The 21540-nt window shown below is 68.3% G+C and carries 15 protein-coding genes; 12 read left to right on the forward strand and 3 right to left on the reverse strand.

Features of this window, described 5'->3' with window-relative positions; genetic code table 11:
* Positions 1–92 precede the first annotated feature (92 nt).
* Positions 93–842, reverse strand: a complete 750-nt coding sequence (locus ACOQFL_RS20625; RefSeq protein ID WP_435545842.1) for a site-2 protease family protein — start codon at positions 840–842, stop codon at positions 93–95.
* Positions 843–1289: 447 nt separating this feature from the next.
* Between ACOQFL_RS20625 and ACOQFL_RS20630 the strand changes: the two genes are divergently transcribed.
* Positions 1290–1601, forward strand: a complete 312-nt coding sequence (locus ACOQFL_RS20630) for a WhiB family transcriptional regulator (RefSeq protein WP_435545843.1) — start codon at positions 1290–1292, stop codon at positions 1599–1601.
* A gap of 333 nt (positions 1602–1934) precedes the next feature.
* Positions 1935–5444, forward strand: coding sequence for a glycosyltransferase family 2 protein (locus tag ACOQFL_RS20635; protein ID WP_435545844.1), 3510 nt, complete (start codon positions 1935–1937; stop codon positions 5442–5444).
* Between the two features lie 414 nt (positions 5445–5858).
* Here the strand turns inward: ACOQFL_RS20635 and ACOQFL_RS20640 are convergent, their stop codons facing one another.
* Positions 5859–6332 (reverse strand): metallopeptidase family protein, encoded by a 474-nt coding sequence (locus tag ACOQFL_RS20640; RefSeq protein ID WP_435545845.1) that lies wholly within the window; start codon positions 6330–6332, stop codon positions 5859–5861.
* A gap of 265 nt (positions 6333–6597) precedes the next feature.
* Between ACOQFL_RS20640 and ACOQFL_RS20645 the strand changes: the two genes are divergently transcribed.
* The 6 genes from ACOQFL_RS20645 to ACOQFL_RS20670 all read left to right on the forward strand — a co-directional run bounded on the left by ACOQFL_RS20645 (position 6598) and on the right by ACOQFL_RS20670 (position 13159).
* Positions 6598–6954, forward strand: a complete 357-nt coding sequence (locus ACOQFL_RS20645) for a DUF3499 domain-containing protein (protein ID WP_435545846.1) — start codon at positions 6598–6600, stop codon at positions 6952–6954.
* A 138-nt stretch (positions 6955–7092) separates the two neighbouring features.
* Positions 7093–8442 carry a phosphomannomutase/phosphoglucomutase gene (locus ACOQFL_RS20650; protein ID WP_435545847.1) on the forward strand — a complete coding sequence of 450 codons (1350 nt, stop codon included), beginning with the start codon at positions 7093–7095 and terminating at the stop codon, positions 8440–8442.
* A gap of 109 nt (positions 8443–8551) precedes the next feature.
* Entirely contained in the window at positions 8552–8779 is a 228-nt protein-coding gene (locus ACOQFL_RS20655) for a Trm112 family protein (RefSeq protein ID WP_435545848.1), read from the forward strand.
* Between the two features lie 5 nt (positions 8780–8784).
* Positions 8785–9864 (forward strand): SIS domain-containing protein, encoded by a 1080-nt coding sequence (locus ACOQFL_RS20660; RefSeq protein ID WP_435545849.1) that lies wholly within the window; start codon positions 8785–8787, stop codon positions 9862–9864.
* Between the two features lie 157 nt (positions 9865–10021).
* Positions 10022–11311: a mannose-6-phosphate isomerase, class I gene (gene manA, locus ACOQFL_RS20665; RefSeq protein ID WP_435545850.1), complete on the forward strand. Its 1290-nt coding sequence runs from the start codon at positions 10022–10024 to the stop codon at positions 11309–11311.
* A gap of 342 nt (positions 11312–11653) precedes the next feature.
* The gene (locus ACOQFL_RS20670) at positions 11654–13159 is read left to right on the forward strand and encodes an amino acid permease (protein WP_435545851.1); all 1506 of its coding nucleotides are present in this window, start codon (positions 11654–11656) and stop codon (positions 13157–13159) included.
* 384 nt (positions 13160–13543) lie between these two features.
* Here the strand turns inward: ACOQFL_RS20670 and ACOQFL_RS20675 are convergent, their stop codons facing one another.
* Positions 13544–16135 carry a hypothetical protein gene (locus tag ACOQFL_RS20675; RefSeq protein ID WP_435545852.1) on the reverse strand — a complete coding sequence of 864 codons (2592 nt, stop codon included), beginning with the start codon at positions 16133–16135 and terminating at the stop codon, positions 13544–13546.
* Between the two features lie 339 nt (positions 16136–16474).
* Here ACOQFL_RS20675 and ACOQFL_RS20680 point away from each other — a divergent pair, with 339 nt between their 5' ends.
* From ACOQFL_RS20680 to ACOQFL_RS20695, 4 genes are all read left to right on the forward strand, one after another.
* Complete coding sequence (locus ACOQFL_RS20680) at positions 16475–17116, forward strand: dTMP kinase (protein WP_435545853.1); 642 nt, start codon at positions 16475–16477, stop codon at positions 17114–17116.
* A 127-nt stretch (positions 17117–17243) separates the two neighbouring features.
* Positions 17244–17921: an MtrAB system response regulator MtrA gene (gene mtrA, locus ACOQFL_RS20685; RefSeq protein ID WP_043576314.1), complete on the forward strand. Its 678-nt coding sequence runs from the start codon at positions 17244–17246 to the stop codon at positions 17919–17921.
* A 151-nt stretch (positions 17922–18072) separates the two neighbouring features.
* Positions 18073–19719 (forward strand): MtrAB system histidine kinase MtrB, encoded by a 1647-nt coding sequence (gene mtrB, locus ACOQFL_RS20690; protein WP_435545868.1) that lies wholly within the window; start codon positions 18073–18075, stop codon positions 19717–19719.
* Positions 19716–21452, forward strand: a complete 1737-nt coding sequence (locus ACOQFL_RS20695) for an LpqB family beta-propeller domain-containing protein (protein WP_435545854.1) — start codon at positions 19716–19718, stop codon at positions 21450–21452. Before mtrB ends, ACOQFL_RS20695 begins: the two co-directional genes overlap by 4 nt.
* The last annotated feature ends 88 nt before the right edge of the window (positions 21453–21540 follow it).

Below are 21540 nucleotides of genomic sequence, written 5' to 3' on the forward strand. Positions count from 1 at the left end.
GCGGCTTGGTGAATTCTTCCTGCGCCGAACGGTGCTGAGCGAGCCGTCGGGCCGCCCGGTGTGCCCTTCCTTGGCGGGTCACGCGACCAGCGTCACTCCCAGAACCGGAAGTACAGATTGCCGTACAGGTAGAGGCGGGTCTCGCCGCCGACCGCGTTGAACAGCGCTTCCGCGCCGTTGAAGAAGACGTAGCTCGCTCCGGGGATCACGAACAGGATCAGGACGATCCCCAGCGGCGCCCACGGCCGGGCCTGTTCGCCGAAGTGCCGAGCCTTGGGCGAGAGCCAGGGCTCGATGGCGCCGTAGCCGTCCAGCCCCGGGACCGGCAGGATGTTGAGCACGAAGGCGATCACCTGCAGGAAGGCCAGGTAGGACAGCCCCGCCGCCAGTCCGAACGGCATCGTGATCGTGGCCACCGAGGCGGTCAGCCCGATCCCCAGCAGCAGGTTCATCGCCGGACCGGCCAGTGAGACGTTCGCCTCGTCCCGTTTGGAACGCAGCGCCGCGTGGTTGATCCACACCGCCCCGCCGGGAAGCGGGATGCCGCCGATGAGCACGAACAGGATCGGCAGTAACAGGCTCAGCACCGGATCGGTGTAGCGCCTCGGGTCGAGGGTGAGATAGCCCTTCGCCCGCACCTCGCGGTCACCGCCGCGCAGCGCGGCGACGGCGTGCCCGAACTCGTGCAGGCACAGCGAGGTGGCCCAGCCGCCGAGCACGAGGAGCACGACTCCGGTGATGATCAGCACCCGGTTTTCCGAGGTGGCCAGCACTCCGCCGAGGACCGTGGCCGCCAGCAGGGCGAGGAACAGTGGGCTGATACGCGTCGGGGTGTTTCGCACCCCACCAGTCTCCCGGTCGCTCGCCGGGCGTCGTCGCCGCATCGGTGGTATTTCTGGATCAGCGGATCTTGAGCGGTCCGGAGGGAGTATCCCCGTTGGACTGTTCCGGTTACCCCGTTCTGCTCCTTCGGTAGGTGGAACCGTCCCTCTACGGGATGGTCTCAGCTTGACCGTGGCGGGCTACACGGGTGTAATCACATTGGTGTTATTTACCGCTGGAAGATTGATCGGTTGACTCGGTGGGATGGGGAAACCGATCACCTGATCGGCGGTGCCGGGTGACGGGAGGCCCGGTAAGTGCACGGTCGGACGAACCGCGATGGCGTGATCGCGATTTCGTTCGGCGGCCGGTATTCCGGCCACGCCGAACCGGTTGTCCGGTTCATCACGTCCCGTGAGTCCTGGGGAGGGCCGCGGGAACGGAAAAATTTAACGGGGGAGGTTCAAATGTTGCGGACCGAGCAGGAAGGTCTGACAGCGGGGGAGGACGCTCGCGTCGCCGAGCTCGACATTCTGGCCGGACTGATCGAGGCGGAGGAAGATCAGGACTGGCAGGAACGCGCGCTGTGCGCCCAAACGGACCCGGAAGCGTTCTTTCCGGAAAAAGGTGGTTCCACTCGCGAGGCGAAACGTATTTGCGCCGGATGTGAAGTACGTTCGGAATGTCTCGAATACGCCCTCGAACACGACGAAAGGTTCGGTATTTGGGGAGGACTTTCCGAGCGGGAGCGGCGCAGGCTCAAACGGGAGGCCAGTTGACCGAAGAATTCGGTCTCGGCCGTCGATGGATCGGATGGCGGGACCTCCCGCGGGCTCTCACCTCGGGGCCCCGACATCGAGTGGTCGCCTGCCCACGTCGGGGTCGTCCGCACGGGAGCCCACGCGGGAGAACCCGTTGCGTCGCCGGTTTCCGAGCCGCTCGTTCGGCACCGTCGACTCGAGGGGCGCCGCCATCCGATGATCAACTCGATCGTCCGGCGTGCCGTCCGCTGCGGTAACGAATTCCTACTCGTCGGTAAGTGCATGTCCCCGAACGCGTGCTCGTCCATTACCGTCGTGCGGTGATCGGACCACGGCACGCGGGAGGACACGGTGGTCGCATTACGTTCCGCCGGGGAGACGAGCGGTGAGCACCACCCGAGCACGGTACCGGTGCTGGCGGTACTGGTGTGTCGTAGGGGTGCGGAGTGGTTACCGGAGGTCCTGACGGCGCTGCGACGCCTGACCGCGGCGCCACGCCACTTCCTGGCGGTGGAGGTCGGCTCGGACGAGGAAACCGCCGAATCGCTTTCGGCGGAGGTGGTGCCCGGGAACTCGGCGGCCGACGGTGCCGCTACGGACGGTGCTGTGGTGAACGGTGCCGCCACCGAGGTTTCGGAGCTGCTGGACGGTGTGCTCACCGTCGGAAGCGAGACCGGTTTCGGCGCGGCAGTGGCCCACGCCGTGGCGCACGCCGAGCAGCGCTGGGGCGATCCCGGTAGCTGGCTGTGGCTGCTGCGCGACGATGCCGCTCCCGAGCCCGAGTGCCTGGACACGCTGCTGCGGGTGGCCGACAATGATTCCTCGGCGGCCGTGCTCGGCCCGCTGGGGCTCGACCGGGACGAGCCGCGGCTGATCGTCGACGCGGGACTGTCGATGGACACCTCCGGCCGGGTGCGTACCGGGCCACGATCACCGGGACTCGATCCGGCGCTCGGCAACGCCCCGGGCAGTGCGGCCACCGCGTTGCAGGTGTCCGAGGTGCTGGCGGTCTCCGGGGCGTGCGTGCTGGTGCGGCGCGAAGTCTTCGACGAGCTCGGCGGGTTCGACGAGCGACTGCCACCGGGCTGCGCGGAGGTGGACCTGGGTTGGCGGACCAACACGGCGGGACACCTCGTGCTGTGTGTGCCGGAGGCCCGCATGCGGCGCGTGGTCGCGGCGCGCACCGGCGAGCGGGGGGAACCGCGCGACGAGGGTACGAACTCCCGCGCCGCCGCCACCGCTCGGCGCCAGGGGGAGGTGCGTACTTACCTGGCCAATGTGGGCAACCGGGCGTACCGGTTCGGCGTGCTGCGGCTGCTGCTGCTGGCGCTGCTCCGGGGTTTCGCCCGGCTCGTGTCGGGACGACCGTCGGAGGCGTTCGCGGAGCTCGTGGTGGGAGGCCGACTGCTCACCGGAAAACTGCGGCTCCGTGACGCGCGACTCGCCCACGGCAGAGCCGCCACTGCGGGCAGCGGGGTCGACAGCCTGCTGACCGGCAGGGGCGATCGGATGCGTGACCTCGTGCTGAGCGGATACGCCCGGTTGGTGCGCAACCGGGTGCGGCACGACGCCCGGATCGGCCTCGACCGGGCGAGCGAGTCGTCCACCCGCGTGCCCGACGTGCCGAATCCCGCCAAGCACGGACCGGACGCGTTGCCGAGCGGAGCGCTGGGGCACCCGGGCGCACGCAGACGCTCCGCGATGGGGCTGCGCAGACCCACCGATCCGGTGGTGATCACCGTGCCCGACTCCCACTCCGGCACCACGCGGGAGATCGAGGCCGGTGCGGGGGAGGAGTCCGACGACGGAAGCGAAGCGTCGGCACGCCCCACCCCGACCCCAAGAGACGGCGCCACTGACACCGCACCGGCCGCGGCGGAACTGCTGTTCGTGCCGGTGGACCGTCGCCGAGTGCTTCGCGAACTGCTGCTGAACCCCCCGCTCGTGCTGCTCGTCGGACTGGTACTGCTCGCGCTGCTGGCGCACGGCCCGTTCGCCGAGACCTCCCGGCTGGGGACGGAGCTGCACGGTGGCAGGCTGCTGCCCGCCGCGGGACTCGAGCAGACGTGGTCGAGCTACCTCGCCGCCTGGCATCCCGTCCACGGCGGAACCGGGGCTCCCGCGCCGCCGACCCTGCTGGTGCTGGGTGTGCTGGGCGGGCTGCTCGTCCCCTTCGGCGGGCCGTCCGCGGCGGTCGCGCTGTTGCTGCTGGCACAGTTGCCGGTAGCCGGACTCGCCGCCTACCTGGCGGGCCGTTCGATTCCGGTTTCCCGGGGGTGGCTGGCGATGGGCGCCGCCGCCTACGCGCTGCTTCCGGTCGCGATGGCGGGTGTCGTGCAGGGACGTCTCGACGCGGTGCTGACGCATGTACTGCTTCCGCCGCTGCTGGCGGGACTCGCCGCGTTGTTGGGGCTGGTACCGCGGCACGGTGGCGGGCGCCCCAACTGGTTGGGCACGGCGTGCCGCACCGCGCTCGCGGCGGCAGTGCTGGCCGCGTTCGCCCCGGGCGTGTACGTGCTGCTGGTGTCGCTCGCGGTGCTGGGATTCCTCTGCCCTCCCCTCGCGCCCGCGGGTGCGGTGCGCAGGCTGGCCGGGCTGGCCTCCTTTGTGCTGCTTCCCGTGGCCTGTCTGCTGCCGTGGCCGGTGGTGGCGCTGCGGCATCCGGAGCTGTTGTGGCACGGTCCCGGCGTCCCGGTGACCGAGCACCCCGCCGGACTCTCGCTGTTGGCCCTGCACCCCGGCGGCACCGTGTGGGGCTGGGTCGCCGTGGCACTGCCAGTGTGCGCGGCGCTGCTGCTGCTGTTCCGGGCTCCTGGTCGTGCCGCGTTGCCCGGTTTGGTGGTGGCCTGCTTCGGCTGGGGCGCGAGTCTGCTGCTCGCGCGGATCGCCCTACCATCGCTGCTCGGCGGGAGCGACAGCGTCGGGTGGCCGGGTGGAGCGTTGCTGCTGACGGCGTGTGGCCTGCTCTGGGTCGTGCTGGCGTGCCTCGCCGGACCTCGACGGTGGTCCACAGGGGCGGTTTCGTGGCGACCGATGGGAGCGGTCGCCGTGGTGGTGCTGCTGTCGCTGGCGCTCGGGACGCTTTTCACCGCACGGTCCGGTCCGCTGCGTCCGGTTCCCGAGGCGGCGACCGCGACAAACGACACCGGCTACTGGCTGACCCTCCGGCCCGCCGCCGGAGTGCCGAGGCTCACACCCCGGCCCCGGCCCCGATTCGGGAGTGCTTCGCTGGCGCCCGCTCCCGGCGCCGTCGCGGCGCTCTCGCGTATTCAGGCCGATCTGCTGTCGGGTGAGGCGGAGCGGGTGCGTTCCGGGGTGGCCGCTGCCGCCTCCAGGGGAGCGGGGCGCATCGCGATTCCCGGTGACACCGACTCGGGCGGCTTCGTGGCGCTCTCGGGCCGAACCGTCGCGCCCACCGGGACTTCCGCGAACGGGAAGCGGGTGTTCCGAGTGCTGCTTCCCCACACCCCTGTGACGTTGCTCGGCCCCGCCCTGGCGCGCAACGCCCGTGAGGACGTCTCGCCGCGCCCCCGAACCCGACCGATAGGGATATCCACCCGGTTGCCGCGAGTGACGATTCGGGTGTCCAAGGGCGGTCCCGGCAGGGTGCTGCTGCTCGCGGCCCAGCGAGAGTCCGGTTGGCGGGCGTACATCGACGGCTCGAGCGTGGGGCTCGCCACGGGGTGGGGAGACCAGGTGGCCGTGCCGCTGCCCGAGACGGGGGGCCAGGTGAGGATTGGTTTCACCGCCGTGCCTCGTACCAGTCTGCTCGCGTTCCAGGCCGCCGCGATCCTGTTCACGCTGATCGGGGCGTTCCCCGGCCGAGGTCGATGGCGTCGGGAGGACCCTACGGAAGGCTGAGGCGGCGGCGCCCCCTGCCACAGGGTCGGTTTCTCGGGCGCCGTCGATTTCCCGCGAAATCGCCGTGCCTGCGAGGCGGCGCTGCCTGGTCGCCGTCAATTTCCCACGAAATTGACATCCCCGTACCACGGCTGGGTCCCAGCCAGCGTCAATTTCCCACGAAATCGCCGCGCCGCTTCGACGCAGGCCGAGCTCCTACCACCCTCGCAAGCCGAACTCCGACCCCTCTCGCAAGCCGAACTCCAACCACTCTCGCAGCAGGACCGACCGCGGGTTCTCTCGTGGTGCTCTCGCGAGGACGCCCCCGACGTGGCGTAGTACCTACTCGATGTCGGGGGAACCGCAGCGAGAGCCCGCGAGAGGTTCCGCCACGGAACCGCCCCGCCAAACCGAGGCGACACAGCCACAACCAGGTCAGTTGCCGTCGATCACTCCGGGATCGAGCCCGAGGTAGCTGGCGATCTGCTCCACGAGCACGTCGTGTATCAGGTCCGTCATGTCCGTGCCGTTGCCCGCCCTGGCCTCGAGCGGCCGTCGGTACAGCACTATTCGCGCCCTGGTGGGGTTGCCGCGGCGATCGGTGCTCTCCGGGACGAGTCGCGCCAGTGGCACGTTGGAGTCCACGACCATGTCGTCGCCCCACACCACGGACTCGGGGGAGGTCACATCGACTTCCGGCACCTCGTCGACCGCCACGTCGAGCTGGGTGAGTTCGGTGTGCCACCGCTGCTCGATCGGTTCGAGAGCGTCGAGAACCAGCGCGTCGAAGCGCTGCGAGCGGCTCCGGGCGGCAGGGACCGAGGACGGGTAGAGCGGCCCGCGCAGGCCGCGGCCACGTCGGTCCCGTCGCTTTCCGGTTCGCTGTCGAGCCTGCCGTGTGGTCACCACGCGGTGAGGATACTCCGCCCGAAACGGGATACGGAATCGTGCCCGTACCATTAGCTACCGAACGTGTTCATGCGATACGTTTCGGATAAATCGTCCGCGTAGTTTCGCGAGCGTGCGCAACTTCACCGACAGGATGATCAATGCAGCGCAACGGATCGCCGTGGCCGGATGAGCGCCGGATGTCGGTTCCCACATCGGGTTATTCCGGCCGATTTTTCCGCGTGCCGTCGAGTACCGACGTGACAAGAGCGCTATGGTGCCAGGCGTGCGGAGCGTGAGGCGTTGCTCTCGAACCGGGTGCACCGACCCGGCGGTAGCGACGCTGACCTATGCCTATGCGGATTCGACCGCTGTGGTCGGCCCGCTGGCCACTTATGCCGAACCCCACAGCTACGACCTCTGCGAGGAACACGCCCTTCGGTTGACCGTCCCCAAGGGTTGGCACGTCGTGCGGCACGAAGGTGAGTTCAGCGCCGACCAGCCTTCCGGCGACGACCTCACCGCGCTCGCCGAGGCGGTTCGGGAGGCGGGCCGTTCCGAACCGGCCGATCCACCAGGGCTCCACGGGGGCGGAAGCAAACGAGGCCACCTGCGTGCGCTGCCCGACCCGGGCAACGAGTAGCGCCCGGGACCCCCTCGCTGCCACGTTCCGTCTTTCCCGCCGAACCCCCGTGGCAATCGGCGGACACCACGGCCGAGCCGTTCGCGGGTAAGCTGCGGCACGCAGGCAAAGGATGCCGTCATTACGGGAGAGTGCAGCGTGCGGGACCTGTCGGGGATCGTCAAGGCGTATGACATCCGGGGTTTGGTGGGCGATGATCTGAATACGGATGTGGCCCGCGAAGTCGGTGCCGCGTTCACGAGACTGGTCGGTGGACCCGCTGTGGTGGTGGGACACGACATGCGGGATTCCTCTCCCGAGTTGGCGGCAGCGTTCTCCGAGGGAGTGGCAGGGCAGGGAATCGATGTGACTCACATCGGTCTGGCCAGCACCGACATGCTCTACTTCGCCTCGGGCCAGCTGGACCTTCCCGGGGCGATGTTCACCGCCAGCCACAACCCGGCCCAGTACAACGGGATCAAGTTGTGCCGCGCCGGAGCCGCCCCCGTCGGGCAGGACAGCGGGCTGTCCGAGATCAAGGAGCTCGTGGGGCACGGCGTGCCCGAGTTCCTCGGTGCGCAGGGCACGGTTACCGAGCGCGACATGCTCGGCGAGTACGCGCACTACCTGCGGGGGCTGGTCGACCTGACGACGATCCGGCCGCTGCGGATCGTCGTCGACGCGGGCAACGGCATGGCCGGGCACACCGTTCCCAGCGTTTTCGAGGGTCTTCCCGTCGAACTCGTGCCCATGTACTTCGAACTCGACGGTACGTTCCCCAACCACGAGGCGAATCCGCTGGAGCCCGCCAACCTCGTGGACCTGCAGGCCAAGGTGCGCGAGGTCGGCGCGGACGCGGGACTGGCCTTCGACGGCGACGCCGACCGGTGCTTCGTGGTCGACGCGGCGGGTGAACCGGTCTCCCCCAGCGCGATCACCGCTCTGGTCGCCACGCGGGAACTGGGCAAGGAGCCGGGTGCCGCCGTCATCCACAACTTGATCACTTCGAAGGCCGTGCCCGAGATCGTCACCGAACAGGGCGGCAAACCCGTCCGCACCAGGGTCGGTCACTCCTTCATCAAGCAGACCATGGCCGAAACCGGCGCGATCTTCGGCGGGGAGCACTCGGCGCACTACTACTTCCGCGACTTCTGGCGCGCCGATTCGGGGATGTTGGCCGCGCTGCACGTGTTGGCGGCGCTGGGTGGCCAGTCCGGTCCTCTCGCGGGGCTGATGGCGGGCTACACCCGCTACGTGGCTTCCGGAGAGGTCAACTCGACGGTGGACGACCCCTCGGCCCGCATGCGTGCGGTGATCGAGGTTTTTCGTAACCGGAACGGCGCTCGTATCGACGAGCTCGACGGGCTTACCGTGGAGTTGTCGGACGGGTCGTGGTTCAATCTTCGCCCGTCCAACACCGAGCCGGTACTCCGACTGAACGTGGAGGGTCTCGATTCGGCGAGCATGGTCGCGTTGCGCGACGAGGTGCTGGCGGTACTGCGGAAGTAGTCCCGCCCACTCTCGGCGGGTCGTGCGGCGTCCTCGCCGGTGTGTCTTGGTGTTTCGGCCGGTTGCGGACCGTCCGACCGATGGTGCGGTGTGATTCCAGGGAGGAAGAGTGACTGTGGCGATCGATCCCCGACTGCGGGAGATCCTGGTGTGCCCGTGCCCCCGACACGCGCCGCTGCGGGACGGTCTGCCGGACGATCCGGACGCCGAATATCTGACCTGCACCTCCTGCGGGCGCGGTTTCCCGGTTCGGGAGGGAATTCCTGTTCTCCTGCTGGAGGAGGCGTTCCCCGCCTCGGAAGCCGATGCCGCCCCCGACGAGTCAGGGGAGGGGTGAGGACGGTGCTGGACGACAGCGTCCTCGAGAACCAGCAGCGACTCTTCGAGCTGGACACCGGAGGTCTGCTCCGCATGGCCGCTCTGGGGGGCGCGCAGGTTCGCGCGGCGTCCTCCGCCGCCTCGGAGGCGGGGGTGGATGATCTCGCCGGGTACAAACCGCGTGCTCTGGTGTTGCTGTCCACATCCGGTGTCGGGCCGGCCGCGTGCCGGCTGCTCGCTGCCCTGCTCGGCTCCTCCTGTCCGGTTCCCGTGGTGGTCACCGACGTCATGCCCACCTGGATCGGCCCGTTGGACGTGGTCTTCGCCTACGGGGCCGATGGTGGGGACACGTTGCTGGCCGAGTCGCTCGAACTGGCGACCAGGCGCGGGGCGAGCGTGATTCTCGCCGCCCCGGACGAGGGCCCCCTGGCGGCCGCCGCGGCGGGACGGGCGAAAACGATACCTCCCAGGATTCCGGTGCCCGAACCGTTGGGCCTGGCGCACGCCTTCACCGCTGGGGTGAGGGTTCTCACGGCGCTGGGGCTGCTCGAGACCGACACCGACGCGTTGGCCGACTCGTTGGACGACCAGGCGGAGCGTTCCCACCCCGGGCACGAGATCTCGGAGAATCCGGCCAAGACACTGGCGTTGCGGCTGGCCGACCACATCCCGCTCCTGTGGGGAGTGGACGGGCCGTCCACGGCGGTCGCCCAGCACGGTTCCTTCGTTCTGGGGTGCTACGCGGGAATACCGTGTGACGTCACCGACTATCAGCAGGCGGTGCATCGCGCGGGGCTGCACCGCGCCGCCGCCACGGTCGGTACCGAGGCGGACCTGTTCGCCGACCCAACGGAGGAGACCACGGCGGGGTGGCGCGTGGTGCTGCTGAGCACCCGCGACGGGGAACGGGCACGGTTCACCGAGCGAACCGCCACAGCGGCGTTGCCCGGCGCCGACGTACTCGCCCCGAACGAGTCCCAGGAGGAGGACAGGGTCCGTGGTTCGCTGTCCCTGGCGGTCGGGTTCGACATGGCGGCGGTCTACATCGGACTGATTTCGGACTCGTTGAACGGGAACGACAGACCGGTCTCGGCGGCGCGCTGAGGACCTGGGTGCTCCGGCACCCGTATCCCCGGCCGATTCGCACGGAGGTTCCGGCGCTCTCCTGCGAAGCGCGGGCGGGACACCATTCGTTGTACTCCCGCCGGGCGGTATCGGTTCCGTCGGGGAAACGCGGTTAGACGAGGAAGCGAGAACGACTGTGGAGTTACTGCGCAACGCGGTACGCCCGTATGCTTGGGGGTCCCGGACCGCGATCGCGGAGCTACTCGGCCGTCCCGTCCCCGCGCCACATCCCGAAGCCGAACTCTGGATGGGTGCCCATCCCGGAGATTCCTCGCGGTTGCTGTGTCAGGACGGATCGGAGATTTCACTGGTGCGCTTGTTGGACGCGGAGCCGGCCCACCAGCTGGGGCGGGCGTGTACCGACATATGGGGCAATCGGCTGCCCTACCTGATGAAGGTGCTCGCCGCGGACGAGCCGTTGAGCCTGCAGGCCCACCCCTCCGCCGAACAGGCGGCCGACGGGTTCGCGCGGGAGGAGGCGGACGGGGTGCCGCGCAGTGCCGCCGACCGCAACTATCCGGATCCGACCGCGAAACCCGAGTTGATCTGTGCGTTGACCGAGTTCCACGCCCTCGCCGGGTTCCGTGCCGCCGAAACCACCGTTCGATTGCTGCACCAGCTCGACGTGCCGAGTCTGCGGGCGCACACCCGACTGTTGGCCGACCAGCCGGATCGGGACGGGCTGCGTGCGTTGTTCACCACGTGGATCACCCTGCCGGAGGACACTCTCCGTGCGTTGATGCCGGATCTGTTGTGGGCGTGTGCCGAGCACGTGCGTTCCGGGGGCGAGTTCACCGAGGAGTGCCGCACGGTTCTCGAACTGGGCGAGGACTATCCGAACGACGCCGGGGTGCTGGCGAGTCTGCTGCTGAACCGAATCGTGCTGCGGCCGGGGGAGGCCATCTATCTCGCGCCCGGCAATCTGCACGCCTATCTGCGCGGTACCGGCGTGGAGATACTGGCCAATTCGGACAACATCCTTCGGTGCGGGCTGACTCCCAAACACGTCGACGTGGCCGAACTGCTCAGGGTTCTCGACTTCGAGAACGGCGAACTGCGAATACTCAACGGTGAACGGCGCGACCCCAATCTGACGGTCTATCGCACCGAGGCCGACGAGTTCGAATTGTCCAGAGTGGAATGGCAGCGCGACGACCGGTCCGGCGTCCTGCTCGACTCCGCCGGGCCCCAGATCCTGTTGTGCACCGAGGGCGCGGTCAGGTTGTCCCCTTACGTCGCGGGATCCGGATCCGGCACCAACGGGAACGGCAGCCACAGCGGTGGCTCCGGTAACGCTCGCGAACTGGAGCTCTCGCGCGGGGACTCGGTCTGGCTCGCTGCTTCGGACCCCTGCGTGCTCGCGCAGCCGCTCGGTGAGGCGGGCGAAGGGGTGCAGCTGTTCCGAGCGGCCCCCGGCGCTGTTTGAAGGGGTTTCGGACCGGGCGGAACTCGGGCCCGTTCTCGACAGCGGGCCGGACATCGAACAGCGGGGCCGGACATCGGGCTGCCGCGCCACACGGCTGCCGCCTCGCGGCGCGTCCGAATCACGCTTCGGGGGTAACTCGGTCTCGCGGCAGCCCTAATCGCATTAAAAGAGTATTTTTCACGAGCAATTAGTGGTGTCGTGCAACTTTTCCGGCTCCCGCGCTCCCTGATTCGCGCGGATTCGGCGGCTCGTTAGTAGATTGTGTTCTCAACCACCGTCGGCAACGGTCCCGCGCCCGCTATCGTGCGGTGCCACCAGTAAGCATGATCCGAGGAGGCAGCGTTGCCAGGAAACGGAATCTGGCGGACCAAAACGGTTGAACAATCGATCCTGGACACCGATGAACCCGACACCAGACTACGGAAGAATCTCGGTACCTGGGATCTGATCGTTTTCGGTGTTTCGGTGGTCATCGGTGCGGGGATCTTCACGCTCACCGCCCAGGTGGCGGGTGACACCTCCGGTCCGGCCGTCTCACTCGCCTTCGTGCTCGCCGCGATCGCCTGCGCCCTCGCGGCACTGTGCTACGCCGAATTCGCCTCCACCGTCCCGGTGGCAGGCAGCGCCTACACGTACTCCTACGCCACCTTCGGCGAGTTCTTAGCCTGGATAATCGGCTGGGACCTGATCCTGGAGTTCTCCATCGCGGCTTCGGCCGTCGCCAAGAGCTGGTCGTCCTACCTGCAGCAGGTCATGTCCGGCATCGGGATTTCGCTGGACACCAAGCTTCCCCTGGGGCCGCTGCAGTTCGACTGGGGAGCCATGCTGCTCGTCGCGGTGCTGATCGCGGTGCTGATCACCGGCACCAAGCTCTCGGCGCGGGTCAGCATGGTGATCACGGCCATCAAGGTCGGAGTGGTGCTGTTCATCATCCTCGCCGGGATCGCCTACATCAAACCGGACAACTACACCCCGTTCGTTCCGGAGGGACAAACCACCTCCGAAAGCGGTCCCGCCCTGCATCAGTCGCTGCTCTCGTTGCTGCTCGGCGGTGAATCCAGCACGTTCGGTATCTACGGGCTGCTGGCGGGGGCCTCGGTGGTGTTCTTCGCCTTCATCGGCTTCGACGTGGTGGCAACCACGGCGGAGGAGACCCGCGATCCGCAGCGCAACGCGCCGCGCGGCATCCTCGGTTCGGTGGTTATCACCACCGTGCTGTACGTGGGGGTCTCACTCGTGCTGACCGGCATGGTGCGCTACACCGAACTGGCGACCGGTCCCGACGGGCAGAGCGCCACCCTCGCGACCGCCTTCGAGGTCAACGGTGTGAACTGGGCGGCCACACTGATCTCGGTGGGAGCGCTGATCGGTCTCATAACCGTGGTGATGGTGCTGCTTCTCGGCCAGACCAGGGTACTGTTCGCCATGGCCAGGGACGGCCTGCTGCCCCGGGGGCTGGCCAAGACCGACCCGCACCGGGGAACTCCGGTGCGCACCACCGTGCTGGTGGGAGTGGTGGTGTTCGTCGCTTCCGGGTTCTTCTCGTTCTCCAGCCTGGCCGAGATGGTCAACATCGGTACTCTGTTCGCGTTCGTCCTGGTTTCGGTCGGCGTGATCGTGCTGCGCCGCAAACGCCCCGACCTGCCCCGTGGCTTCCGCGCGCCGCTGGTTCCGGCGGTCCCGATCCTGGCGGTGCTGGCCTGCCTGTGGCTGATGATCAACCTGACCGCGTTCACCTGGATCAGGTTCCTCGTGTGGATGCTCGCGGGTGTGATCATCTACGCCCTTTACAGCCGTACTCACTCGGTGCTCGGGCAGCGGGAGAGGTCCGACAACCTCCCCGAATGACGTTCGGGTGTTCGGCCGTGCCGGTTGCTTAGCGGGTGCCGTGGCGGAACCTCTCGCACGGCTCTCGCTCCGGGAGGCCCGACATCGGGTAGTTACTACACAACGTCGGGCCTTCCTCGCGAGAGCCGCACGGGAGAACCCGCGGCGGTGCCGGTTGCGTAAGTGGTCGGAGCTCGGCCTGCGGGGGTGGGCGGAGCTCGGCTACTCGTCGGCGCTGGCGTCCCGGCGATTTCGTGGGAAATTGACGGAGCTGGGGCCACACCGCCGCACTGGGGCGTCAATTTCTCGCGAAATCTACGCGGGTTCTCGCGAAATCTACGCGGGGCGTGAGCACCGCGTAGCAATAATCGCTCCGCGATCGGACCGCTGATCGACGAGCGCGGCTCACTGGCTCGACGGACGCAGGGCGGGGCCGCGTTCCCAGGGCGGCGTCATCCCGGGCAGATCGATGATCTGCGGAGGGTCGGCGTGCGGGAGCCGAGCGGGCTGTTCGGCTCCGGTGGTCTCGGCGGTGTGAGCCTCCTGCCCACCCAGGTCTTCCTCCACCGGAGGTTCGGTGGCCACGGTGGCGATCCTTTCTTCCCGCCTGGTGGTTTCCCCAGCCGTGACGGGGTGCGGGTTCGCCTTCATCGACCACCCACCGGTGGGGCGGCTCGCCGCGTGCCCCTCGGAAGTGTCCGCGCGAGTGCTCTTGCCGTTCCGGGAGCTTCCCGCCGGGTCGACCATCGTCGTACGCAGCGGGAGGTTCGTGCCACGCGCCGGAACCTCCAGGGCCGCCGCCATCGACACGGCTCTGTCCCATTCGGGGTCCCCGCTGTACTCGGAGTGCCGCAACAGCCCGGCTGTCCAACGCCGATGTTCGAACGGTCCGCGCTGCGGATCGGGCAACCAGTGATCGTTGCCGAGTACCAACGCACCCGTGGGACCGCGTGCGGCGGCGGGCAGCGGCCCCTCGCTGCCGTCCGGGCGGAAGCCCACCCCCAGCAACTTGCCGTCGTGGACCTGCCGGTTCCACGTGCCGACCGCACCACCGATCGGGTCAGTCCCGCGACACAGTGAACGCCACTGTCCGCCCAGCGAGCCCGCAAGGGAGCGCTGCGCCTCGTGGCCGAGAAAACCGGGAAACCCGCGAGCGTAAGCCCACTGCAACTGTGAACCGGCCGTGAGCAGGCCGACCCGTTCGTGGTCGTGCTCATCGAGTCTGCCGAGCAACCTGGCCGCGGCTACGGAGACGAGCAGGCTGCCCTGGCTGTGACCGGACAACACGACGCGGGTGTTCGGGTCCGCCAGGTGCTCACACGCCCGGTCGACCAGTTCGGGGATCACCTTCAACGCGTAGCACGGTGGCACGATCGGATGAGAATCCCGCGGCCAGAACAGCGTCAGATCGCACAGCAGACTCAACTGCCGCCCAGCGTTCGGACGCCGCACCGCCAGATGAACCATCCGCAGCAGCGTGGCCGCCAGGGTCGCGAGTGCGCCCACACCCAACAGCAACAACCAACGCCCCCAGAAGGGAGGTTCGGGCCCCCCGAGGCGCAGCACCAGCGCCAGGACCGTTCCCACCGCCAAGGAGCCCGCCAGCATCAGCACCAGCCGATGCCCGTGGCTGCGCTGCAGCTCGGCCCATTTCCACGCGCGTTCGGCGCTGCGTTGGTCCGCGGGGCGTCCGGCGTGCAGCAGCTCGACCTCGGGGGAAACCCCGGCCGTACTGATCGCGCGCCACCAGCGCAACCACGCCCACGGCACCACGACGAGCCCCGCGAGTACGAGCGCGGCCGTCGCCGCGCCCCACAACAGCGTCACGGTGTCGTAGGCAGCAGGCAGCAGCAGCTCCGCGCCGAGCGCTTGGCGCGCACTCAGCGTCAGACCCGCGCCGAAACCGGCCCCGAGCAGGCACGCGATCAGCAGTACCGGGGCGGCGAACCAGCCGCCGGCCCACGGGCGCAGCCTCGACGGAAGACGACGCCACGAGCGACGAGCCAGCAACGCGGCCGGTAGCAGCACCGCCCCGACACAGCCGCACAGCGCCAGCAGGCCGAGAGTCAACGAGTCGGTCACCGGACCCGAGCCGGGAAGCGGGCCGGACAGGTGTGCCGGGAAGAGCGCTGTGAGCAGTATCAGTAGCCCACTCGTGCCCAGCAGTAGGATTTGCGCATAGCGCCCCAGCCAGGGGGGTACGAATCGCCGGAAACCGCTCTCGGACTCCCCCGAACCGGTCGGATCGTCCAACAGCAACGTTCCCAGCACGCACAGCGCGGTTACGGCCGCTGCCGCCAACCAGCGTGGATCCGTGGCGGCGGCCGGTCCGCCGAGAGCCAGTAGCACCGTCGTGCCCAGCGCGGCCGCCGCGTGCAGTGTCCGCAGGGCGGGGGTGCTCGGATCGCGCACCACTCCGGCGCCGGGCAGTCTCGGTGCCTGCGCGCTGTGCCCGTTCCCGGAACCGCTCGGGTTCCGCACCTGCCAGGACATCGCGGACAGGCGGTACATGCCGAACACGGCCCCCACCACGAGAAGCAGAGCGGGGATCGAACGCAGCGGTTCGAACGCACGAACTCCGTCGGGGACGGCGCTCAGACATCCACTCCCCGCACGCAGGCACTGGGCCGCCACCAGATCCAGGCTCAGTACGGTCAGCTGCGCGGTGAACAGCATCGTCAGCAGCAGCCCGGCCAGCCGCAGTCCCGCGCGGAGCAGTGCTCCCAGCGAGCGTGACCAGCGGCAGGCCCGGTTGACCGGGGGCAGCATCCAGTGCGCCAGGTTCGCCAGTGCGAACGGGAACAGCAATGCCCACAGGGCTTTGCCGCGCCCGGACGTCATGCTGCCCCAGACGTAGCCCTCGACCGAGCGGGGAACGGTTCGTTCTCCCGCGGTGAGGTCGGGCCCCGGGATCGGACGCAGCAGTCGGTCTGCGGGGCTGACGATTCGTCCCGTGCCGTCCCCGGCCACGTCCACCGAGGCCACCGAGTCCGTCAAGTCTCGAGGTTCCGTCCCAAGGACGCCGTGTACCCGCAGCTCGACCACGCGAGTGTCCGGCCCGGGTACGTGCACTGTTCCTCCTGTGGGTCGGTGCGGCTCGGGCGTCGTCCGCGTGTCTCGCGGGGTTGGCGAGTCCATTCACGACGGACGAACGGTTCCCGACTCGTTCCTGGGGGAGCTGATTCTCCCGGTTCGATTGTCTCTTCTCGACGGTCTTGTCGCGACCGTCCTCCCGGAATCCTTTCACCGCTACTCTCCCGCGGCCCCCAAGAGGTTCACGACCGGGTTGCCCACGCGGTCGCCGTCACGGGGGCGGGACTGCGTAGGGTTCGCACCATGGGGCGACTGATCGTGATCGAAGGGCTGGACGGCGCGGGGAAACAGACGCTGGCCGACGCGTTGAGCGGCGAGTTGACGGCCCGGGGGCTGTCGGTGGGCCGCGCCGCCTTTCCGCGCTACGGCCAGGACGTGCACGCCGATCTCGTCGCCGAGGCGTTGCGGGGCGCGCACGGCGACCTGGCCGAGTCCGTGTACGGCATGGCCGTGCTCTACGCACTGGATCGACAGCGCGCCGCGGAGTGGCTGCGAGCGCGGCTCGCCGAACACGACGTGCTGTTGCTCGACCGCTACGTGGCATCCAACGCCGCCTATGGGGCAGCCCGGTTGTGGCAGCACGCCGACGGCGAGTTCGTCTCCTGGGCGTACCAGCTCGAGGTCACCCGATTCGGGCTACCGGAACCGGAACTGCAGATCCTGCTCCGTGTTCCCAGTGAGGTCGCCGCGGACCGGGCCGAACGCAGGGAGCGCTCCGGCACGACGGACGGCAGGGACAGATTCGAGTCGGACTCGGGACTGCAGGACCGTTGCGCGGCGGTTTATCTGGAACTCGCCGAGATGTCGTGGTGGTCCCCCTGGCACGTGGTGGACGACGCCGCCACCACGGATCCGGTGGGATTGGCCGACCGCGTGGTCGCGTAACCTACTCCACCGTAGTGCTCCGTTTGGCGGTACCATAGCCCTCGCGCTGGGCAATGATCCGACGACCTGCGGTGATGAATACCGGGTGGTGCTTGCCCCCGTGGTGCAAAGTGCAACCATGTGGGGCATGAAGTCACGCGTGCTCGTGGTGGACGACGACCCTGCCCTGGCGGAGATGCTGACCATCGTACTCCGCGGTGAGGGGTTCGATACCGCCGTCGTCAACGACGGCACCAAGGCGATGCCCGCGCTGCGTGAACTCAAACCCGATCTGGTGTTGCTCGACCTGATGTTGCCGGGCATGAACGGCATCGACGTGTGCAAGGCCATTCGCGCCGAGTCGATGGTTCCCGTCGTCATGCTCACCGCGAAGAGCGACACCGTGGACGTCGTCCTCGGGCTGGAGTCCGGTGCCGACGACTACATCGTCAAACCGTTCAAACCGAAGGAGCTGGTGGCCCGGCTGCGGGTGCGGCTGCGCCGCACGGAGGCGGAACCCGCCGAGGTGCTCTCCATCGGTGACCTTACGGTCGACGTTCCCGGGCACGAGGTCACGCGCGACGGAGTTCCGATCTCGCTGACGCCGTTGGAGTTCGACCTGCTGGTCGCGCTCGCGCGCAAGCCCCGTCAGGTCTTCACCCGCGAGGTGTTACTGGAGCAGGTGTGGGGCTATCGGCACGCGGCCGACACCCGGTTGGTCAACGTACACGTGCAGCGACTTCGGTCGAAGATCGAGAAGGACCCGGAGCACCCGGAGGTCGTGCTGACGGTTCGGGGCGTCGGGTACAAGGCCGGGCCGCCATGATCGCCGAACACGATGATCGTCTCGACGCGGCAGGACGGGCGGGGTGAACGGTGAGCAGCCTCGTGCTGACGCCGAGCGCTCCTTCGCGGCCCGTTTCCGGGAGGACGTCCGCGGGCGCTGGCACTGGTTCGAATCGACTTGGCGCCGCTCGATGCAGCTGCGCGTCGTCGTCAGCACCCTGGCGCTGTCCTCGGCCGTGGTCTTCGTACTGGGGATGGTGCTGCAGACGCAGATCACCAACAGACTGCTCCAGAACAAGGAGGACGCCGCGGTCCGGCAGGTCGAGCAGAACCTGCCGAGCCTGGAGTACCAGCTGACGGCGGTCGATCCCAATTCGGGTGATGTCGCAGAGCAGCTGGAAGCCGCGCTGAACCAGCTGACCACCAGCACCGCCGACAAGACCGAGACCGACTCGCTCGCCGGGAACTACGTGCCCGCCCTGGTGGACGGTCAAGCCATCACCGAGAACGGGGAACAACCTTCCGCCGGGCCCATCGACAGCGTTCCGCAATCGCTGCGCAAGCTCGTCAAGAAGGACAATCTGGCGAGCAAGATCGAGACGGTCAGGCGCGACGGCGAGTCGGTCACCATGCTCATCATCGGCAGTCCGGCCGGAACAGCCACCCGACCGTTGCAGGCCTATTTCCTGTTCCCGCTGGAGTCGGAGCGCAAGACGCTGGGACTGGTGCAGAGCACCCTGCTGGTGGGCGGTCTGGTGCTGCTCGTGCTGCTCGGCGCCATCACCAATCTCGTCACCCGGCAGGTGGTGCGTCCCGTCCGGCAGGCCGCCCACACCGCCGAGCGGCTGGCCGCGGGCAATCTCGACGAACGGATGCGGGTCATCGGTGAGGACGACATGGCCCGGCTCGCGGACTCGTTCAACGAGATGGCCGACAGCCTCAAGCAGCAGATTCAGCAGCTCGAAGAGTTCGGCCAACTCCAGCGGCGCTTCACCTCGGACGTCTCGCACGAGCTGCGTACTCCGCTGACCACCGTGCGGATGGCCGCGGACGTGCTGCACGCCTCCAGCGACGACCTGCCGGACGGGCTGGAGCGCTCCGCCGAACTGCTCGTCGACGAGCTCGACAGGTTCGAGTCGTTGCTCGGCGATCTGCTGGAGATATCCCGGCTCGACGCCGGGGTCGCCGACCTGTCCACCGAATCGCTCGACGTGCCGGACCTGGTGCGTCGCGTCATGGATTCGCTGCTTCCCATCGCCAGGACCGGCGGAGTCGAGCTGCGTGGCGACTTGCCCGCCGAGGGTGTTCACATCCCCGCGGACGCCCGGCGGGTCGAACGCATCGTCCGAAATCTCGTCGCCAACGCCATCGACCACGCGGAAGGCAGACCGGTGGACATCAACTTCGCCGCGGACGACCGCTCGGTGGCGGTCACCGTGCGCGACTACGGTGTCGGGCTGCGACCCGGTGAGGCCGAACTCGTGTTCACCAGGTTCTGGCGAGCCGACCCCTCGCGGGACCGGCAGACCGGCGGGACGGGGCTCGGACTCTCCATCGCGGCCGAGGACGCTCGGCTGCACGGTGGCTGGCTCGACGCCTGGGGCGAATCCGGCAAGGGGTCCTGCTTCCGGCTCACCCTGCCGCGCGACTCGGGCGAGCAGGTCGACACGAGCCCGTTGTCGCTGCCGAGCACCCGTAGCATCGCCGCGCCCGAGGCGTTGCTGGCCGTGCCCGGGGACGCGACGGACAACGGTTCCACCTCCTCCGACGAGGGGGCTGACCAAAGCGATCAGGGATCGGCCCGTAGCCCCGGTCCCGGCGAACAGGAGCAGTCATGACGTTGCGACGGCGACTCGTCCGAGTGGTGACTCTGCTGCTGGTGCTGTCCGTTCCGCTCACCGGTTGCGCCTCGATACCGGAGGAGACCAGTCCCGAGGTGATCCGTCAGGTCGAGGAGGCTCCCGAAACAAGCACCGAGGCCCAGCCACCACCCGAGAACCTCAACGACACGGACCTCGTCCGCAGTTTCCTGAAGGCCACCGCGCAGCCCGCCAACGACTATGCGGAGGCCCGGCTGCACCTGACCGAGCAGGCGGCCGACTCGTGGCAGGTTCCCTCGGAACGGTTCATCGTAAACAGCGTCAACACCGTGCCGAAGTCGGAGCCAGAAACCGCCGATTCCGTCCGGATCATCGGTCTGGACGTGCACCAGCTCGGCAAACTCCGAGAGGATCAGTCCTACGTCCCCGAGGAGAAGGACCTCAGTCTGCGGGTCAAGGTCCGGCAACGTTCCGACGGGCAGTGGCGCATAGTCGATCCGCCTCGCAAGCTGCTGGTCGCCAGCAGCGCCTTCAAGTCCCGCTACCGGGCCGTATCGGTCTACTTCCTGGATCACCAGCGCGAGGGGGTGATCCCCGACATCCGGTGGGTGCGGCAGAACCCGAAGAGCACACTGCCCTCGCGGGTCGTCAGCCTGTTGCTGTCGGGCCCGTCCGAGGGGTTCGACCTGTCGATGAAGACGGCCATACCGGAGGGCACCACCGCGGCGAGCAACGTGAGCGAGACCAATGACGGTGCGCTGCTCGTCAATCTACGCGACCTCGGTGATCTGAGTGGCAAGAAGAAGCGGCTGATCGCCGCCCAGGTGGTGCTGACGCTGCGCGGTGTCCGAACCGCCCGGGTGGAGCTGCAGCGTGACGGTGCCTCGTTGCTGTCGAACACCGAGGTGCTGCGTCCCTCCGACGTGAGTGAGTACGAACAGCAGAACGAGGTCCCCCGTGATGTGAAACCGCTCGCGGTCGTCAACGAGCGGCTGTTGGTGTTCAGTGAGAACGCCCCTCCGGTACCCGGCCCCGCGGGCAACGGTAGCTACCGGATTACCACCGCCGCTCGTTCCGACGACGGTTCCCGAGTGTCCGCCGTGGTGCGCCGCGGTGACAGCGGTGTCGAGCTGCGTGTGGGGGCGTACGGCGGTGAACTGCGGAGACTCGATATTCGAGGCAGTTTCATGAGCAGACCCACCTGGCGCAGTGACTCCGAATTCTGGACCGTCGTCGACGGTGAACGGGTGATGCGGGCGACCCGGGACGAGAACGGTTCCTGGTCGGTCAGCCGGATCGACGCGAGCGAGTTCCCCGGTGAGGGGAAGATCGAAGCCCTGCGGATCTCCCGAGGCGGTACCCGGCTCGCCGCCGTCGTCGACGGTCGAATAGTCGTCGCGGGTATAGCGGGCGGTGATTCGGAGGTGTCGCTGCAACAGCCCGTGACGCTGAGCGGAGGCACCGGGGACTCCGAGATCAAGGGGGTCGACTGGCTCACCGGCGACTCGCTGGTGGCCATCACCGGCAGGGACGGTCAGCCCGCGGTCAGGGTCTCGGTCGACGGTTTCAACTGGGACTCCTACCGGCCCTCCAACCTGCGCAACCCCAAACTGGTGACCGTGGGGCCGGACCAACGGGTCATAGTCGCCGACGAGTCCTACCTCTGGCAGGCCAAGGATCTGTCCGATTACTGGGAAGTGCTGTGGGAGATCCCGATCAAGGGGACTTCGATCCCCTTCTATCCCGGCTGATCGAGTTACCCGGGTGATCGAGCGGACTTTTCCGTGCGCTTCCGGTCAGCGGGTTTCGAGCGCGGGCGTTCCGGGGTGTCCTGAGATC

It is taken from the genome of Actinopolyspora sabaoui, assembly GCF_051225635.1.
Lineage (GTDB): Bacteria > Actinomycetota > Actinomycetes > Mycobacteriales > Pseudonocardiaceae > Actinopolyspora.